Consider the following 15,867-nt stretch of genomic DNA (forward strand, 5'->3'; position numbering starts at 1 on the left):
CGATGACGCCGGTGGGCACCGCGGACACGGTGGCCTCCGGCGCGATCGGGCACTATGGAGTCATGGCTTCCCAGCTCTGGATCACCGGCGACCCCGACACCGACCGTCTGCTGAGCGACGACCCGTTCGCACTGCTCGTCGGAATGCTCCTCGACCAGCAGTTCCCGATGGAACACGCCTTCGCCGGCCCGGCCAAGATCCGCGACCGCATGGGCTCGTTCGACGTGCACGCCATCGCCGAGGCCGACCCGGACGAGTTCGTGACGATGGCGACCACTCCCCCGGCGATCCACCGCTACGGCCGGTCCATGGCCGGACGCGTGCTGGAGCTCGCACGGACGATCGTCGAGGAGTACGACGGCGACGCCGCGAAGATCTGGACCGCGCCCGGCAACGGAGGCGGCGCCCCGACCGGCCGCGAAGTGCTCAAGCGACTCAACGCCCTACCCGGCTACGGGGAGCGCAAGGCCAAGATCTTCCTCGCCCTGCTCGGCAAGCAGCGCGACATCCGACCGGAGGGCTGGCGCGAGGCGGCGGGCGAGTTCGGCGAGGAGGGTTCGCACCGCTCGATCGCGGACGTCACCAGCGCCGAGGCGCTGCAGGAGGTCCGCGCGTTCAAGAAGGCGCAGAAGGCCGCCGCCAAGTCAGCGGGCTGAACGCGACCGGCACCGGGCTCGCCACTGCGCCGTCTCCGAAGCCTCACGACTCGCGAACGGCTCCGCCGGTCCGGCCCGCGAGATGCTCGATGCCCTCAAACCCGATCGGCGCGGCGCGGCGGGTTGCGCCGTGGCGTGATGATCACGTCCGGCACCGGCGGCGCAGGAAGGCGGCGCCCGTGGTACCCCTCGACACTTCCGAAGCGCTCGGAGGCGGCCTCCCAGTCCTGCCGGGCTCGCAGGATCTCCTCGTGGTCGCGGACGACGAAGTTCCACCACATGACGATCTCCTCCTCGAACGGCGGGCCGCCGAGAAGGATGGTGCGCGCCGGGCCGTCGGAGCGGTTCGTCACCGTCAGGGCCTCGACGCCCGGCGCTACGTAGCCCAGCTCCCCCGGTTGGACCGCGGTGCCGTCCAGGCGCACGTCACCGGCGTCAACGAGCAGCCCATGCTCGAACCCGGGGTCGACGGACAGCGTGACCGCGGCGTGCGGCTCGAGGTCGAGCTGTGCGCCCAGCAGGCGCGTGAACGTCCGCACCGGAGATGTCTCGCCTTCCAGCGAGCCGAGGAAGACCCGCAGCTCGGCCCCGTACATCCGCACGGGCTCCGGCACGTGGTGCTGGAAATCGCGCCCGGCTTCCCGGTCCGCGTCGGGCAGGGCCACCCACAGCTGGACGCCGTGGAGGACGGTGGAGTCCGGAGTGGAGACCTCGGAGTGGGCGATGCCGTGGCCGCCGGTCATGAGGTTGAGCTCTCCGGGGCGGATGAGCGAGTGGGTGCCGAGGCTGTCGCGGTGCTCGATCGTGCCGCTGAAGAGCCAGCTCACCGTCTGCAGGCCCGTGTGCGGATGCGGCGGTAGGTCCATGCCGGCCGCCGGGATCTCGACCGGTCCGTAGTGGTCGGCGAAGCACCAGGCGCCGATCAGCGTCCGAGCCCGCTGCGAGATCGTGCGCCGCACCTGCAAGGCCCGCGGTCCGCCCAGAGGCACGTCGCGTGCCGAGAGCACCTCGACCCCGGTGGTGGTGCTCTCGACCTGCACCCTGGACCGCACGGCTTCAGAAGCCACTTCTGGATTGCTCACCTGGACCACTCCCCGATCGTGTCGCCCACGGCTGCCTGGGTCAGCAGCCGGAGCTCGGTGGCCGGGACGTTGGCGCCGAAGGCCGCGGTGCCCGGCTCGAGTCGGGCACCCTCGGCGAGAGGTCCGATGGGCACGGGGTCGAAGCCCAGGTCGTCGACGAGCGCCGCGACCTCGGCGACATCCGCCTCGCTGTCACCGGCGACCGCGATCGCCTTGCGGCCCGGCGCGCCGGCGGGCCGGGCCTCGTCCTCCAGGTCGTGGTACCCCATGTGGTTGAAGGCCTTGACGACGCGTGCGCCGTCCAGGAACCCCTGCACGAGCGTGCTGGACGAGTCGCCGGGCTCGAGGATCCGCTCGCGTGGCCCGTCGACCTCCCACCAGTGGTTCATGGTGTCGACGACGAGCTTGCCGCGCAGCTCGTCGATCGGAAGCGCGCGGTACTTGCCGAGCGGGAGGGCGAGGATCACGACGTCGGCTTCCCGTGCGGCCTCGTCGGCCCGGACAGCGGTGGCGCCGGGCGTCAGGACGTCGATGGTGAGCGCGATCCTCGCCGGGTCACCCGACCCCGCGACGAGCACCCGGTACCCGGCGGCGAGGGTGAGGCGCGCCAGGACCGTGCCCACCTTCCCGGCCCCGAGGATGCCGACCGTTCGCCGAGCCGTGCCAACGTTCGGGCGCGCGGTCATCGGGCTACTTCCAGCGTGCTGGGCTTGTCCGCGAGCAGCTCGCGCGCCATCGGGATGACCTCGGTGCCGTACAGCTCGACGGCGCGCAGGCGGTCGCTCGCGGAGACGGCGCCGGCCGCGGAGTAGATCAGGTCGAAGCGTCCGACGTCGAGCGTGCGAACGGTGCGCGCGATCTTGCGGGCGACGGTCTCGGGCGAGCCGACGTAGAGAGATCCGTGCTCGACGTCGGCCTCGAATTCCTCGCGCCGCACGGGCGGCCAGCCGCGCAGGGCACCGATACGGTCGCGCACCTCCTTGTAGCCGGGCCAGAAAAGCCGCTTGGCCTCGTCGTCGGACCGGGCGACAAAGCCCGGGGAGTGCACGCCTACCGGGTAGGCGGTGGTCTCCAGCTGTTCGGTGGCGCGTCGGTAGAGGTCGATGTACGGGGCGAACCGGTCGGGCGCCCCGCCGATGATCGCGAGCATGAGCCGGAATCCGTACTGCGCGGTGCGGATGACGGACTGCGGCGACCCGCCCACGCCGACCCAGGTGGTCAGCCGGCCGGACTCAGTCTTGGGGAACACTTCGGCGTCCTTGAGGGCTGCGCGGGTGGTGCCCTCCCAGGTGACGGGCTTCTCGTCGAGGAGCTTGTGGAACAGGTCGATCTTCTCCTCGAAGAGGATCTCGTAGTCGGCCAGGTCGTAGCCGAACAGCGGGAACGACTCGGTGAACGACCCGCGGCCGAGGATCACCTCAGCGCGCCCGTTGGAGAGTGCGTCGACCGTGGCAAAACGCTGGAAGACGCGCACCGGGTCGTCGGATGACAGGACGGTCACGCCCGAGGCCAGACGGATGCGCTCGGTCCTGGTCGCGATCCCCGCAAGGACCGTCTCGGGGGTGGAGATCGAGAACTCGGGGCGGTGGTGCTCACCCAGGGCGACGACATCCACGCCGACCTGGTCGGCGAGCACCGCCTCGTCCACGACGGCGCGGATCGACCGACCATGGGAGACGACCTTCCCCTGGTCGTCGCGAGGCAGATCGCCGAAGCTGTCGATGCCGAACTGGACGGCAGTAAGGTCGGTCATGGGTTTCTCCTTGTGAGATCCGGGTCGCACCGTCATTGGGATTGACGTGTCAATCCTGTAACGTTCGGAGTTGACGTGTCAATTCCCGGGAGGTGCCATGGCTCAGGAGAAGCGCCGCGCGATGCCTACGCGTGAGGAGCTGCGCATCTGGCGCAACTACATCGAGACCGCTGACGCATTGCGCACCCTCCTGGAGGGGCGCATGCAGACCGAGTCGTCCTTGTCCTCCGCCGACTATCGAGTGCTGCTCGAACTCAGCGAGGCGGACAAGAGGACCTTGCGTTCCTCCGAGCTGGCCGAGCTCATCGGCTGGCAACGCAGCCGCCTGTCACACCACCTGGGACGGATGGAGAAGCGCGGGCTCGTACACCGGTCCCCGTGCCCCGACGACGTCCACGGCATCAACGTGCAGCTGACCGACCTCGGCGCGGAATCGTTCCGGCACGGCTCCGTGCCGCACCTGCGTGACGTGCACGAGCTCTTCGTCGCCGCGCTCTCCCCGGAACAGCTGGCAGGGGTCGACGACTTCACCGCGACGTTACGGCGACACCTCGAACTCGAGCCGTAGCACGCGACATCCATGACATGTGTCACGCCCGTAGCCTGGGCGGATGAGCAGCCAGTCCGAGCACGCCGCCGCATCCGCGGCGGCGGAAGCCCGCACCGCGCTGCGGCTCACCCGGAGCATCACCGCGACGTGGTGGTACGTGGCTTCGGCGATCCTGCTCTTCGAGCTGATCGTGGTCTTCCTGTCGGTCAGCACACTCGTCGAACGCGGCTCCAGCAGCCTCGTGCCGGGCGCTCTGGGCGTCGGTGGGCTGCTGTGGCTGGGCGCGACGTGGCTTCCGCTGGCCGACTACCGGCACCGGACCGATACGACGCCGCTGGTGATCTGGCGGCGCCATCTCGCGCCACTGCTGATCGCGGCGGCCTATGGGCTCGCCGCCGGCATCGTCGCCGGCATCTGGGTGATCGGCGTGCTGCCCATGATCCAGGTGCTCCTGCTGCTGAGCTGGCCGCCGGGAGTACGCCTCCGCCTGGTGCTGGCCGGGACCGCCCTGCTCGTCGCACTGGCGGTGATCGACGTCCGCCTCGCTCTCGTGGAGAGCAGCACGGTCTGGTTCCAGCTGATCTTCTACTCCACCGTTCTGCCGGTCGTCACCGTTTCCTCGCTCTGGTGGTGGGACGTACTCGTCACCCTCGACCGAGCACGCACCTCGGAGGCGAAGCTCGCCGCGACCCAAGAACGGCTACGGCTCGCCACGGACGTCCATGACCTGCAGGGCCACCACCTCCAGGTCATCGCCCTGCAGCTCGAGCTCGCCGAACGGCTCATGCCTCAGGACCCGGCAGCCGGCATGGATCAGCTGCGCGCCGCCCGCGCCAGCGTCGACGACGCACGCCAGGGCACGCGCGACCTGGCCACCCGCTTCCGGTCCGTCCCGCTGGGCGATGAGCTCGCCAACGCGATCGACCTGCTGCGCGCCGCGGGCACCAAGGCTGAGGTCACGGTGGATCCGGACGTGTCGCTGGCCCCGGCGTCCGCGCTCGGCCCGGTCATCAGGGAGACGACCACGAACGTGCTGCGCCACGGCGCCGGCCGGTGGGCCCGCCTGTCCCTCACCCGCTCGGACGGGTCGTGGCGCTACGAGATCTCGAACGATGTCGCCAACGACGCAGCCGACGTCGTACCCGACGGCACGGGCGGCGGAGCAGGCCTGGAAGGACTCGCCCGGCGTGCGGGAGAGGCCGGCGGGGAGCTCGAGGTGCGGCGCGCGGCCGAGACGTTCACCGTGGTCGTCACGGTCCCCGCAACAGGAGAAGATGCCGGATGATCCGTGTGCTGCTCGCCGACGACGAGGGGATGATCCGGTCCGCGCTGGCCGCGCTGCTGCGCCTGGAACCCGATATCGAGGTCGTGGCCGAGTGCGCCGACGGCGCCGAAGCGGTCGCCGAGGCCCAGCGGCTGACGCCTGACGTCTGCCTGCTGGACCTCGAGATGCCGCACCTGGACGGCGTCCAGGTCGCCGAGAAGCTGAACCGCAGCCTGGCGACCCGGTGCGTGATCGTCACCCGCCACGCCCGACCCGGCGTCCTGCGGCGGGCGCTGGCCTCGGGGGCCGCCGGATTCCTGCCCAAGTCCCGCGGGGCAGACGAGGTCGCCGCCGTCATCCGCCGCGTCGCGGCCGGCGGGCGGTACGTCGACCCCGAGGTCGCGGCCGACGCGCTGAGCGACGAACGCTCACCGCTGACGGACCGCGAGCTCGACGTCCTGCGTGCCGGCCGGAGCGGCGAGACCACCAGGCAGATCGCCCGCACCCTGTCCCTCGCCCCCGGCACCGTGCGCAACCACATCTCCACCGTCCTGGGCAAGCTCGCTGTCGACACCCGGCAGCAGGCCGTACTCCTCGCCGAAGTGCGCGGCTGGATCTGAGCGGCGCGGGCGAGCAACCGGCGCCAGGCGGATCAGGGGTTGGCGTACATCTGCACGAGCACGCGGTCGAACCGCAGCGCCGCGAGGTCCTGCCGAGGGATCGTCCAATAGACCGTAGCCATCGGGAAACCCTCCCACTGTGCCAGGAGCACCCAGTCGGCGGGCTCGACCGCCCAGTCCAGCTCAGCCGCGGAGCCGAGGACGGGGTCTCCCCAGCCCTCGTGGTCTCTCGCCGTGCCGCCGATCTGCCACGGCACGAACGTGGGCCACGTGTCGTTGATCGCGCCGGCCCATGCGTCGTTGCGCTCGAGGCCACCGGGCCGGCCCAGGGCGAGACCGACGTACGGGTGGTGGGCGTCCAGCGACACGGCACGCTCCAGGCGCAGCTCCGGCTGGCCCCGCAGCTCTGCATCGAGGTCCTCGGGGCTGTCGTACGCGTACGGCTCGTAGTCGAGCTCCACCTTCCGCTCCTCGACGGCGACGCCGGCCGGGACGTAGACCACTCCGCCGTCGAGCACCCGCTCGAGCTCGGGTGTGGCGAGCAGCAGCAGGTGACCGTCGGACGGCAACGGCAGGCTCGACACGCCCTGCGGAAAGGCCGCGAGGTCGAGGGTCAGGATCAGGTGGTCCTCCGGGTCCGGCGCGTCGGGCGGAAGCAGCACCGGACCGCCCAGGCGGCCGACCACCGGACCGTCGCCGTCCGGCGACAGCACCACGCACGGCCGCGCCGTCGAGAGCCACTGGTCAACGGTCCCGGACGGGATGTCACGCGCCGCGGCAGCCGCGCGAAACCGGTCCAGCGTGGCGTGCAGCTCGGCCGTCAGCGGCTCCTCCGACGGCGCCACCACGGCCCGGGCCGCCTGGCGCACGGCCACCGACCCGCTGTTCGCGAGCGCCACCACCAGCCCGCTGTGCGGCTCGGGATGGCGCGCGAGGCACGCGACGGCGGCAAGCTGACCGGCCGCGTCGAGCCGCTTGACGACCCGCGGGACGACGTCGGCGTGCTGGGCCAGGTAGGCGTCGCCGGCCGCGTTCTCGATCATCCGGCTGAGCGGCTCCTGCGGCCCCGGTTCGCGGTGCAGCAGCGCCATGAGGGTGGTGACCGTCGCGGCGCGGTGGGGCACCCCGCCCGCGTGTGCGATCTGCTCCAGGAACTGCGGCGTACAGCGCGCGACGGCGGCCTCGTGATCCGCGCGGACAAGGGCCGGCCGGTCGGCGAGCCCGGCCGGGAACAGCACGGCCGCCATGTCGTCGACCAGAAGCATGAGCCATGCTGGCACGTCCGCCGAGGTGCGGCCGAAAGCACCCCCGTCCCTGAGCACACCGCCGAGCCTGGCGAGCGCCTCGGGCGACGCCGTCCGATAGACCGTGCGCCGCGCGTCGGGAGCGACGTCGCCCGGCCATCCCGCGAACGCGTCCGACGCGAACGCCGTGGGCGGCTCCGTCCCGTCCAGCACGAACCCGACCACCTGTTCGTGGACGCCGGTGCTGATCGAGCTCACGTGCGCGAGAACTTCCCGTACGGCTCGCGCCGTCTCTTCCGTGTGCATCTCGCCTCAGGGGTTCCTCTCGGTCTCCTTCGCGGCGGCAAATTACCGGTCTGACCTGGCATAACGGACCTCCGCGACCGGCAGGACAGTAGCAGTGGGCCCAACGCCGGGACCAACGGCGCCTGGCTACGACAGGAGGACGGCATCGGCCGGACGGCGGAGCTGTTCACGGAGTACCTGCGCACGTCCCGGGCCCGGGTGGTGCGGTGAGCGGTACGCGTGTTCGCTAGCACCATGGACTCGCGCACACAGAGCGGTCGCGTCGGGCATCGGCCCTGGTCGAGCTCGCCGAGCTTCAGAACGAACTTGGCCTGACTGAGTGAGGCCCTACATCGCCTACCTCTTGCCGACCTTCTCGACCTTCACACTGGTGTCAGCAAGCAACAGGTCCAGATCACCGTCATCGCTGGTGAGCACAACCACCGGTCCGTGAAGCGTTAGTGCCGTGGCGGCGACCACGGCGTCAACGGTCATGTCACGAGCCTTGCGGCGCGAGGATGCTGCACCCGCACGCAGTCGACCGGCGCTGTAGCCGATCTCCGCCGTGACTTCCTCCACTCGCAAAGCCTTGGCTGCACGCCGCACGCGAGCATCACGCGCGGTGCCGTCGGTGTCCTCTGCGAGAGTTACCGCTGAAGCGTGAAGGGTCGAGTCCGTGCGACGGGCCACCGTTGCCCAGGCTTGCATCTGCCGCCCGTCGTCGGCCAGCGCGGAGAGGGCCTCGGAGTCCAGCAGAATCGAGTGCGGGCCGACGATCACCGCGCGAGCCTGGCCATGATCGCCGCAACCTCGTCCTCGTCGACGGCACCGTGCTCGGCTTCCATGCTCTGCAGCACGTCGTCGAGGGCGTCCCGCTCAAGCTGTCGCGCAACCGCCCCAGCAACGTAAGCGGAAAAGCCACGCGACCCCGCGCGGGCACGAACGCCCTCCGATGTGGTCACGGGCATGGAGACGGAGTGCTTCTCAATACCGGCTGCAGCAGACATGCTGCGATCCTACTTGAAGTAGGAATGCCACGCTACAGAATCTCGACAGCTGTCACCGCCGTCGGTAGGCCGTGGCCAGTACCGACACCGTGACCTGGTCGGGCAGCCCCCCGTCGTCGGACAGCTCCGCCTCCGTGACGTGGCGCGCGCTCGGCGTCATCAGTACCAGGTCGACGGCCTCCTGCCGCGTGAGCGGCGTCGTGTACTCGATCTCCTGCGTGCGCGCCATCTCGAAGTGCGGGTCCAGCGCCTGGTGCAGGCGCCGCTCCTTGTCCGGGTCCACGGTCACCATCTGCGGGACCTCGCGGCGCAGCTCGGCCAGGTGCCCGCCGAAGGGCCGCACCACGACCAGCACCCCGCCCGGGCGCAGCACGCGGTGGAACTCGGCGGGGTTGCGCGGCGCGAACACGTCCAGCATCACGTCGACCCGCTCCGACTCGATCGGGAACGGCCGGAAGACGTCCCAGGTCGCCGCGGCCGCCCGCGCATGCGCCTTCGCCGCCACGCGGAGCGCGTGCGCCGAGGTGTCCAGGCCCAGACCGATTGCGCCTGACAATGCGTCGAGCACTCCGGCGAGGTAGTAGCCGGTGCCGCAGCCGACGTCGACCACTGTGGCCGGCCCTTCGAGCCCGCCGGGGAGGTCGGCCTCGGCTGCGAGTTCAGCGACCGCGGACCGGATGGGTGCGTACCGCCCCGCGGCCAGGAAGTCACGCCGGGCCCGTGCCATCGGCCCGTCGTCGCCGCTGGTCGCCCGTGCTCCGGTCAGCAGACCGACGTACCCGTGCCGGGCGACGTCGAAGCTGTGGCGGCGCGGGCAGCGCAGCATCCCGTCCGCGGGCGAGAGCGCCGCACCGCAGGACGGGCAGCGCAGCAGCGGCAGGATCGGGTCGAGGGCGGGCGGAAGGGAAACGGGCACGAGCACACTCCTGGCAGCGGGGTTGGGACGGACCGGGTCAGACCCGGTCCTCCGGTACGGGGTTCGCCGCCCGGCCCTCGGTCGACAGGAGCAGGACGACGGCGTCGGGCCGCAGGCCGATCGCTTCCCGCCAGCCGGCCTGCCCGAGCACCAGGCGGGCCGCCGCCAGCGTCGCCGCACCGCACGGCCCGGAGTCGACGCCGGAGCGCTCCAGGTCCTCGACGGCGGCGGCGGCCTGGTCGTCGGAGACGGTGACGGCGCCGTCCAGCCCGTCGCGTAGCACCGGCCAGGCGAGCGCCGAGACGGTGCCGCAGTTGAGGCCGGTCATGATCGTGTCGCCCGTCGGCGCGGTCACGGGCTTTCCCGCGCGCAGGGATGCCACCAGCGCGGCGGCGCGGTCGGGCTCGACGGCGAGCAGCGTGACGCCGTCGGCCCCCGCACCGCGGTAGTGGCTCACCACGGCCTGCGCGAACGAGCCGACGCCGACCGGTACGACCACCAGGTCGGGCGCCGCAAGCCCCAGGGCGGCCAGCTGGTCGTCGGTCTCGAGGCACAGCGTCGAGTAGCCGTCGACTATCCACTGCGGGACGTCCGCGTAGCCGGCCCAGGACGTGTCCTGCACCAGCACCGCCTCCGGGTCTGCTGCGGCAGCGGCCGCGGCACGCGCCACGACGTCGTCGTAGACGCCGTCGACCTCGACCACCTGCGCGCCCTCCGCGCCGATCGCCTTCTTCGCGGCCTCCGTGATGCCCGGCGGGTAGTAGATCGTCGCCGCCGCGCCGATCAGGGCGGCGACGTGGGCGACGGCCCGACCGTGGTTCCCGTCGGTGGCGGCGTACAGCCGGACGGCGCGGCCCCGCACGGCGTCGCGCACCGCGTCCAGCGTGACCTCTGACAGGCCGAACCGCTCACCCAGCGCCCGCGCCGTCGCGTAGGACGCACCGAGGATCTTGAACGCCGGCAGCCCGAGCCGGCTCGACTCCTCCTTCACCAGCACCCGCCCGACGCCGAGCTCCGTCGCGAGCCGGGGAACGTCCCGCAGCGGCGTCGGCTGGTATCCGGGCAGGGTGCGGTGAAAGTCGATGGCGGGCATATGGTCGATTGTCCCCGATGAGCTCGACCCGCGGCGTCCGGGAGGGCCGCCCGGCCGCGGCCGCTACGCCATCTGGACGAGCTCAGGCAGCGTCAGGGCCGAGTGGGCTGCGCGTGGCGTCGGCTCCGGCATGGCCACGAGCTCGCGCAGCATGGTGTTGCGCTGCTCCAGCGCCTCGGCCGTGGCGGGGAAGAGCCTGGCCCCGCCGTCGTCCACCAGCGCCTGGTTCAGGGTGACGAACTCCCGGGTGTCGCGCTCGTAGGCGGCGAACGCCTCGGCGTGGTCCGGGTGTGTGGCCAGGGAGTGGGCGAGCATGTAGGAGCCCGTCAGCGCGAGGCTGGAGCCCTGTCCGGTCAGGAACGACGGCGCGTACGCGGCGTCGCCGGCGAGCGCGACCCGGCCGTTGGACCAGCTGGGCAGGCGGATCTGGCTGACGACGTCGAAGAACAGGTCGCCCGCGTCACGCATCGCGCCCACGAGGCCAGGGACCTCCCAGCCGGCTCCGGCGAAGGTCGACGCGACGAGATCCCAGCGAGCCACCGGGTCCCGCAGCGCGGCGAGCGGCCGTTCCGGCTGGCGGAAGGTCAGGAATGCGGTCAGCTCGTGGTCGTCCCCGGTGGCATAGAGAGCCGCCGATCTGCCCGGGACGCTCCAGAGCCGCACCTCACGGGAGAGCCCGAAGGTGTTGGGCACCGTGAAGACGGCGACGCAGTAGCCCAGGTAGCGGTCGAACTGCGCCTCGGGTCCGAGCACGAGCTCCCGGGTGCGGGAGTGGATGCCGTCGGCGCCGAGCACCAGGTCGAACGTACGCTGCCTGCCGCTGCGGAACGTGACGTCGACCCCGTGCCCGGACTGGTCGAGGGTGTCGATGGCGTCGTCGAACAGGAACTCCACGTCGTCCCGGACCGCCGCGTGGAGGATCGCCGTCAGGTCTCCGCGGCGCACCTCGAGGTCCCGCTCGGCGCCCCCGGCGACGGCGCCCCCGTCGAGCGCGACGATCTCGCCGCCGTCGGCGTCGAGAAAGGTGAAGCGAGGAGATCCGATGTGCGCGTCCTGCAGCTGCGGCAGGATCCCCATCCGCCGCACTACTTCGATCGCTGTGCCGCGCACGTCGATCGGGTACCCCCCGCCACGCGGTGCGCTCGCCTTCTCCACCACCGTGACCGCGAACCCGTACCGGTGCAGCCAGTACGCCAGGGTCGGTCCGGCGATGCTGGCCCCGGAGATCAGTACGGTGCGCTGCGGTCGGATGCTTGTGCCTGTCGAATGAACTGTGGGTGTCGTGCTCTCCATGACTCGAACGTAGGTGCCGAGCACTGCGGCCCGGAATGGTGCGTACCGCCCAGGACCAGTAGGGATGTCCCCCTGGTGCCGCCGGGACGGTGCCCCGTCCGGATCAGACGAGCCCGACCGCCGCGAGCGCCGTCGCAATGACGCCGGCGAGCGTGCGCACGTGGTTCCAGCCGGTCCAGGGACGCCAGTAGGCGCGCCATCCGGCGGCTTTGTCGTGGGAGGCGAGGAGACGATTGTTGAGGGGCACGTTCAGGGCCATCGTCACGCCGAAGGTGCCGACAAGGTAGACGGCGGCCGCGGCGAGGATCCAGGCACCGCCGTCGTGCCCGCCGACGAGGCCCCAGATGCCGGTCACGGCGGGTACGAGCAGGGCACCGAAGAAGACGCTCATGAACGCGGGCAGCGGTGCGGTCTCGTTGATGCCGTTCATGGCCGCTCCGGCGGCCTCGTCGGACGCGCGGGCGAGGCCGCTCATGATGAACGACGAGAAGCCGTAGAACACGCCCGCCGAGAGCCCGAGCAGCACCACCGATGCCACGGCGAAGATCGTCCAGACCATCTGAAGCCTCCAGGTCAGCGCATCAGTGCGGTGAACTGCAGCCACTCTTGCACGAACTCGTCGGCATGCAAGGCCCCTCGGATAACAGATCGGGCACACCGGGCACTTTCGGCCCCCGGAGTGTCGGTGTGCCGTGGAACACTTCGAGTCATGCTCGAACTTGCCACCGGAACCGGACTCGCCTTGTCGGCGGGCCTCAACGCATGGATCCCGCTCATCTTCCTCGGCGTGCTCTCGCGCTTCACGGATCTCGTGCAGCTGCCGAGCACGTGGGCATGGCTGGAGAACGGATGGGTCCTGGCGATCCTGACCGTGCTCCTGGTGCTCGAGTTCGCGGCGGACAAGATCCCGGTGCTGGACTCCATCAATGACGTGGTGCAGACCATCATCCGCCCCACCGCGGGCGGCATCGCGTTCGGCGCCGGCTCGATGTCCGAGACGACCACGGTCACGGACCCGAGCACGTTCGTGCAGTCCGGCCAGTGGATCCCCATCGTCTCCGGGATCGTCCTGGCCCTCGGCACGCATGCGGCGAAGGCAGGTGGCCGCGTCGTCGCCAATACGGTCTCGGGCGGTACCGCCGCACCCGTGGTGAGCGCCGCGGAGGACGTCACCAGCGTCGGCCTCGGGTTCCTCTCCGTGCTGGCCCCCCTCGCGATCATCCCGGTCATGATCCTGTTCGTGATCGGTGTGATCCTGCTGATCCGAAGCCTGGCCAAGCATCGCCGCGCCCGCGCGGCGGGACCGGGCGACCCTGATGCCTACTACGTCTGACGTGCGGACGATCCAGCGCGCCCGGCTCACCTCGGTGGGCCTGGGCGCACTGGGAGCCGCCGACGGCGGCGCCGTGTCCGGCGTCGTCGCCGGGCTGGGCGCCGTCCAGTCGCAGGAGCTGCACTCGTCCGCGTGGGGCGTGGCGCAGCGTCTGGCCACCCCGGCCATGCTCGCCGAGGTGCAGGCCGCGTTGGCCGACGGCTCGATCCTGCGCACCCACATCCTGCGCCCTACCTGGCACTACGTGGTGCCCGCCGACCTGGCGCCACTCATGACCGCCACGGCGCCCCGAGTCCGCCGGGCGATGCTCTCGGCGGAGCGGTCGTACGGGTTCGACTACTCCCTGCTCCCCCGCCGGCACGCCGTGCTCGTCGACGCTCTGGCCGGCGGCCCGCTCACGCGCAAGGAGATCGGCGCTGTGCTCGCCGAGGACGAGGGCGCACCGCTGGACGCCTGGCACCTGGGCCAGGTCATGATGCACGCGGAGCTCGACCTGCTCGTCGCGAGCGGTCCGATGCAGGGCAAGCAGGCCACCTACCGGCTGCTTCCGGAGCTGAAGGCCTGGGACGAGGACGAGGCCCGCATCCACCTGGCCCGCGCGTACGTCCGCGGCCACGGCCCGTGCCGCGCAGAGGACGTCGCCTGGTGGGGCACGCTCACCAAGACGGCGGCTCGTGCCGCGGTGGCCGACGCCGGGCTCACCCGGCACGAGCTCGCCGGCCTGACCCTCTGGACCGACGGCGACCTGCCCGAACCCGCGCCGGCGGGCACCGTCCGGCTGCTGTCGGTCTACGACGAGCTCTTCTGCCACGACTTCAAGGGTTGGCCTCCCCTGACGCGTGAGGCGATGCCCAGCCGCTGGCTGTACACGGGCCTGGTGATGCTGGACGGGATGATCGCCGGCGGCTGGTCCCGCGTCCTCAAGTCGCAGAGCGTAGAGATCACCGTCGAGCTCACCGAGGAGCCGACCGCCAAGGTGTGGGCCGCCATCGAGGAGGAGGCCGAGCGCTACGGTCAGTTCTGCGGGCTCGCGCCGACCCTGACCCGCGGCGCGGTGGGCAAGGGCACGATCGGCTGACGGTCAGGATCGCCCGACCACTGGGATTCACCCCCGCGACTCCCCCGCTTCACCCGGGCGTGACTGGATGGGGTCCGTCCTTCCCCCAGCACCCCGCTCTTTGGAGGCCGATCCATGTCCTCGTCCCTGCACCTGCCACGCCGGCAGTTCCTCGCCCTGGGCGGCGTCGCCCTCGGCACGACCGCGCTCGTCGCCGCCGACCCCGCCGCTTCCGCGCTCGCGTCGGGCCGCGTGCCCGACGGCGTCTTCACGCTCGGCGTCGCCTCGGGTGACCCGCGGCCGGACGGCGTGGTCCTGTGGACCCGGCTCGCACCCGACCCGGTGGCGGCCGACGGCCTGGGCGGCATGCCGGCCCGCGCGTTCGACGTCGTCTGGGAGGTGGCCACGGACGAGCGGTTCCGCCGGATCGTGCGCCGTGGCGTCTCCCGTGCCACGCCCGAGTGGGCGCACTCCGTGCACGTGGAGCTGCACGGTCTGAGGCCGGACCGCGTGTACTGGTACCGGTTCCGCGCGGGCGACCAGGTGAGCGCCGTCGGGCGGACGCGGACGGCGCCGTCGCGTGCTGCCCGCCTCGAGTCGCTGACCTTTGCCTTCGCGAGCTGCCAGGCCTGGACCGACGGTCACTTCACCGCCTTCCGGCACATGGCCGCCGAGGATCTGGACCTCGTGGTCCACCTGGGCGACTACATCTACGAGGGCGGCGGCGCGGGCACCATCGGGCGGCCGCACCTGCCCGCCACCGAGACGTTCTCACTGGCGGACTACCGGATCCGGTACGGCCAGTACAAGCTCGACCCGCACCTGCAGGCCGCGCACGCGACGGCGCCGTGGGTGGTCGCGCCCGACGACCACGAGGTCGAGAACAACTGGGCCGGCGACCACTCGCAGCCGGACACCGAGCCCGACCAGGACCCCGCCGTCTTCCGCCTGCGCCGTGCCGCCGCCTACCAGGCGTACTACGAGAACCTGCCGCTGCGCCGGTCCTCCATGCCGCACGACGCGGAGATGCAGGTCTACCGGCGCCTCACGTTCGGCGACATGCTGCAGCTCAACGTGCTCGACACCCGCCGGTTCCGCGACCAGCAGCTCACCGACCCGGCGCAGCGCTGGGACCCGAGCCGGCAGATGCTCGGCGCCGAGCAGGAGACCTGGCTGCTGGACGGCCTCGCGGCGTCGACCGCCGCCTGGAACGTGCTGGGCAACCAGGTGTTCGCCTTCGAGGCCGACCACACGGACGGGCCCGGCGAGCGGTTCGGCATGGACCCGTGGGACGGCTACGCCGCCGCCCGGCAGCGGCTGTTCGACGGCGTCCTGGACCGCGGCGTCGAGAACTACCTGATGATCACCGGCGACGCCCACCGCAGCGTCGCCGCGGACCTCAAGCAGGACTTCTCGAACGCGTCCTCGGCGACGGTCGGCGTCGAGTTCCTCGGCACGTCCGTCACCTCGGGCGGCAACGGCACCGACAACGACGCCCTCGGCAACACCTGGCTCGCAGAGAACCCGCACATGAAGTTCCACAACGTGCAGCGCGGCTACCAGGTCTGCCACCTCGGGCGCGACGAGATGCGCACCGACTACCGGGTGCTCCCGTTCGTGAGCGAGCCCGGGGCTCCGATCAGCACACGCGCGAGCGTGTACGTCGAGAACGGGCGCGCCGGGGTGGCGCAGGTCGAGGCGTAGTCGGCAGACT

General features: G+C 71.5%; 17 protein-coding genes. 7 read left to right on the plus strand and 10 right to left on the minus strand.

The window, feature by feature from the left end; genetic code table 11:
• Positions 1–62 precede the first annotated feature (62 nt).
• Entirely contained in the window at positions 63–656 is a 594-nt protein-coding gene (locus EW117_RS03480; protein ID WP_129783664.1) for an HhH-GPD-type base excision DNA repair protein, read from the plus strand.
• A 95-nt stretch (positions 657–751) separates the two neighbouring features.
• On the opposite strand, the gene EW117_RS03485 is transcribed toward EW117_RS03480, so the two are convergent.
• From EW117_RS03485 to EW117_RS03495, 3 genes are read right to left on the minus strand one after another with little or no spacing between them, the layout of a single operon-like run.
• Positions 752–1,738, minus strand: a complete 987-nt coding sequence (locus tag EW117_RS03485) for a pirin family protein (protein ID WP_242504063.1) — start codon at positions 1,736–1,738, stop codon at positions 752–754.
• Positions 1,735–2,424, minus strand: a complete 690-nt coding sequence (locus tag EW117_RS03490; protein WP_129783668.1) for an NADPH-dependent F420 reductase — start codon at positions 2,422–2,424, stop codon at positions 1,735–1,737. The genes EW117_RS03485 and EW117_RS03490 overlap by 4 nt, the downstream gene beginning before the upstream one ends.
• Complete coding sequence (locus EW117_RS03495; protein WP_129783670.1) at positions 2,421–3,491, minus strand: LLM class flavin-dependent oxidoreductase; 1,071 nt, start codon at positions 3,489–3,491, stop codon at positions 2,421–2,423. Before EW117_RS03495 ends, EW117_RS03490 begins: the two co-directional genes overlap by 4 nt.
• A 97-nt stretch (positions 3,492–3,588) precedes the next feature.
• Between EW117_RS03495 and EW117_RS03500 the strand changes: the two genes are divergently transcribed.
• From EW117_RS03500 to EW117_RS03510, 3 genes are read left to right on the plus strand one after another with little or no spacing between them, the layout of a single operon-like run.
• Positions 3,589–4,059, plus strand: coding sequence for a MarR family winged helix-turn-helix transcriptional regulator (locus EW117_RS03500; protein ID WP_129783672.1), 471 nt, complete (start codon positions 3,589–3,591; stop codon positions 4,057–4,059).
• 43 nt (positions 4,060–4,102) lie between these two features.
• Entirely contained in the window at positions 4,103–5,326 is a 1,224-nt protein-coding gene (locus EW117_RS03505; protein WP_129783674.1) for a sensor histidine kinase, read from the plus strand.
• Positions 5,323–5,925, plus strand: a complete 603-nt coding sequence (locus EW117_RS03510; RefSeq protein ID WP_129783676.1) for a response regulator transcription factor — start codon at positions 5,323–5,325, stop codon at positions 5,923–5,925. Before EW117_RS03505 ends, EW117_RS03510 begins: the two co-directional genes overlap by 4 nt.
• A 32-nt stretch (positions 5,926–5,957) precedes the next feature.
• On the opposite strand, the gene EW117_RS29625 is transcribed toward EW117_RS03510, so the two are convergent.
• The 7 genes from EW117_RS29625 to EW117_RS03545 form a co-directional block, all read right to left on the minus strand.
• On the minus strand, positions 5,958–7,427 hold the full coding sequence (locus EW117_RS29625; protein ID WP_207211729.1) for a YwqG family protein: 1,470 nt from the start codon (positions 7,425–7,427) through the stop codon (positions 5,958–5,960).
• A 384-nt stretch (positions 7,428–7,811) separates the two neighbouring features.
• Entirely contained in the window at positions 7,812–8,234 is a 423-nt protein-coding gene (locus EW117_RS03520; protein ID WP_129783678.1) for a type II toxin-antitoxin system VapC family toxin, read from the minus strand.
• On the minus strand, positions 8,231–8,461 hold the full coding sequence (locus EW117_RS03525; RefSeq protein ID WP_129783680.1) for a CopG family transcriptional regulator: 231 nt from the start codon (positions 8,459–8,461) through the stop codon (positions 8,231–8,233). Before EW117_RS03525 ends, EW117_RS03520 begins: the two co-directional genes overlap by 4 nt.
• Before the next feature lie 52 nt (positions 8,462–8,513).
• Positions 8,514–9,377: a putative RNA methyltransferase gene (locus EW117_RS03530; RefSeq protein ID WP_129783682.1), complete on the minus strand. Its 864-nt coding sequence runs from the start codon at positions 9,375–9,377 to the stop codon at positions 8,514–8,516.
• Positions 9,378–9,414: 37 nt separating this feature from the next.
• On the minus strand, positions 9,415–10,470 hold the full coding sequence (locus EW117_RS03535) for a diaminopropionate ammonia-lyase (protein ID WP_129783684.1): 1,056 nt from the start codon (positions 10,468–10,470) through the stop codon (positions 9,415–9,417).
• Between the two features lie 63 nt (positions 10,471–10,533).
• Positions 10,534–11,763: an FAD-dependent monooxygenase gene (locus tag EW117_RS03540; protein ID WP_129783686.1), complete on the minus strand. Its 1,230-nt coding sequence runs from the start codon at positions 11,761–11,763 to the stop codon at positions 10,534–10,536.
• Between the two features lie 103 nt (positions 11,764–11,866).
• Entirely contained in the window at positions 11,867–12,322 is a 456-nt protein-coding gene (locus tag EW117_RS03545; RefSeq protein ID WP_129783688.1) for an anthrone oxygenase family protein, read from the minus strand.
• A 150-nt stretch (positions 12,323–12,472) separates the two neighbouring features.
• Between EW117_RS03545 and EW117_RS03550 the strand changes: the two genes are divergently transcribed.
• The 3 genes from EW117_RS03550 to EW117_RS03560 all read left to right on the plus strand — a co-directional run bounded on the left by EW117_RS03550 (position 12,473) and on the right by EW117_RS03560 (position 15,857).
• A complete protein-coding gene (locus EW117_RS03550) occupies positions 12,473–13,096 on the plus strand; it encodes a DUF4126 domain-containing protein (protein WP_129783690.1) in 624 nt (207 codons plus the stop codon).
• The gene (locus EW117_RS03555; RefSeq protein ID WP_129783692.1) at positions 13,080–14,174 is read left to right on the plus strand and encodes a winged helix DNA-binding domain-containing protein; all 1,095 of its coding nucleotides are present in this window, start codon (positions 13,080–13,082) and stop codon (positions 14,172–14,174) included. Before EW117_RS03550 ends, EW117_RS03555 begins: the two co-directional genes overlap by 17 nt.
• Before the next feature lie 114 nt (positions 14,175–14,288).
• Positions 14,289–15,857, plus strand: a complete 1,569-nt coding sequence (locus EW117_RS03560; RefSeq protein WP_129783694.1) for an alkaline phosphatase D family protein — start codon at positions 14,289–14,291, stop codon at positions 15,855–15,857.
• Positions 15,858–15,867: the final 10 nt, after the last annotated feature.

Origin of the sequence: Promicromonospora panici, assembly GCF_900608595.1 — a bacterium.
Lineage (GTDB): Bacteria > Actinomycetota > Actinomycetes > Actinomycetales > Cellulomonadaceae > Promicromonospora > Promicromonospora panici.

Coding starts and splice junctions, on each gene's coding strand:
- EW117_RS03480 (WP_129783664.1), top strand. CDS start 63: ATGGCTTCCCAGCTCTGGATCACCGGCGACCCCGACACCGACCGTCTG.
- EW117_RS03490 (WP_129783668.1), bottom strand. CDS start 2,424: ATGACCGCGCGCCCGAACGTTGGCACGGCTCGGCGAACGGTCGGCATC.
- EW117_RS03495 (WP_129783670.1), bottom strand. CDS start 3,491: ATGACCGACCTTACTGCCGTCCAGTTCGGCATCGACAGCTTCGGCGAT.
- EW117_RS03500 (WP_129783672.1), top strand. CDS start 3,589: ATGGCTCAGGAGAAGCGCCGCGCGATGCCTACGCGTGAGGAGCTGCGC.
- EW117_RS03505 (WP_129783674.1), top strand. CDS start 4,103: ATGAGCAGCCAGTCCGAGCACGCCGCCGCATCCGCGGCGGCGGAAGCC.
- EW117_RS03510 (WP_129783676.1), top strand. CDS start 5,323: ATGATCCGTGTGCTGCTCGCCGACGACGAGGGGATGATCCGGTCCGCG.
- EW117_RS03525 (WP_129783680.1), bottom strand. CDS start 8,461: ATGTCTGCTGCAGCCGGTATTGAGAAGCACTCCGTCTCCATGCCCGTG.
- EW117_RS03535 (WP_129783684.1), bottom strand. CDS start 10,470: ATGCCCGCCATCGACTTTCACCGCACCCTGCCCGGATACCAGCCGACG.
- EW117_RS03540 (WP_129783686.1), bottom strand. CDS start 11,763: ATGGAGAGCACGACACCCACAGTTCATTCGACAGGCACAAGCATCCGA.
- EW117_RS03545 (WP_129783688.1), bottom strand. CDS start 12,322: ATGGTCTGGACGATCTTCGCCGTGGCATCGGTGGTGCTGCTCGGGCTC.
- EW117_RS03550 (WP_129783690.1), top strand. CDS start 12,473: ATGCTCGAACTTGCCACCGGAACCGGACTCGCCTTGTCGGCGGGCCTC.
- EW117_RS03555 (WP_129783692.1), top strand. CDS start 13,080: ATGCCTACTACGTCTGACGTGCGGACGATCCAGCGCGCCCGGCTCACC.
- EW117_RS03560 (WP_129783694.1), top strand. CDS start 14,289: ATGTCCTCGTCCCTGCACCTGCCACGCCGGCAGTTCCTCGCCCTGGGC.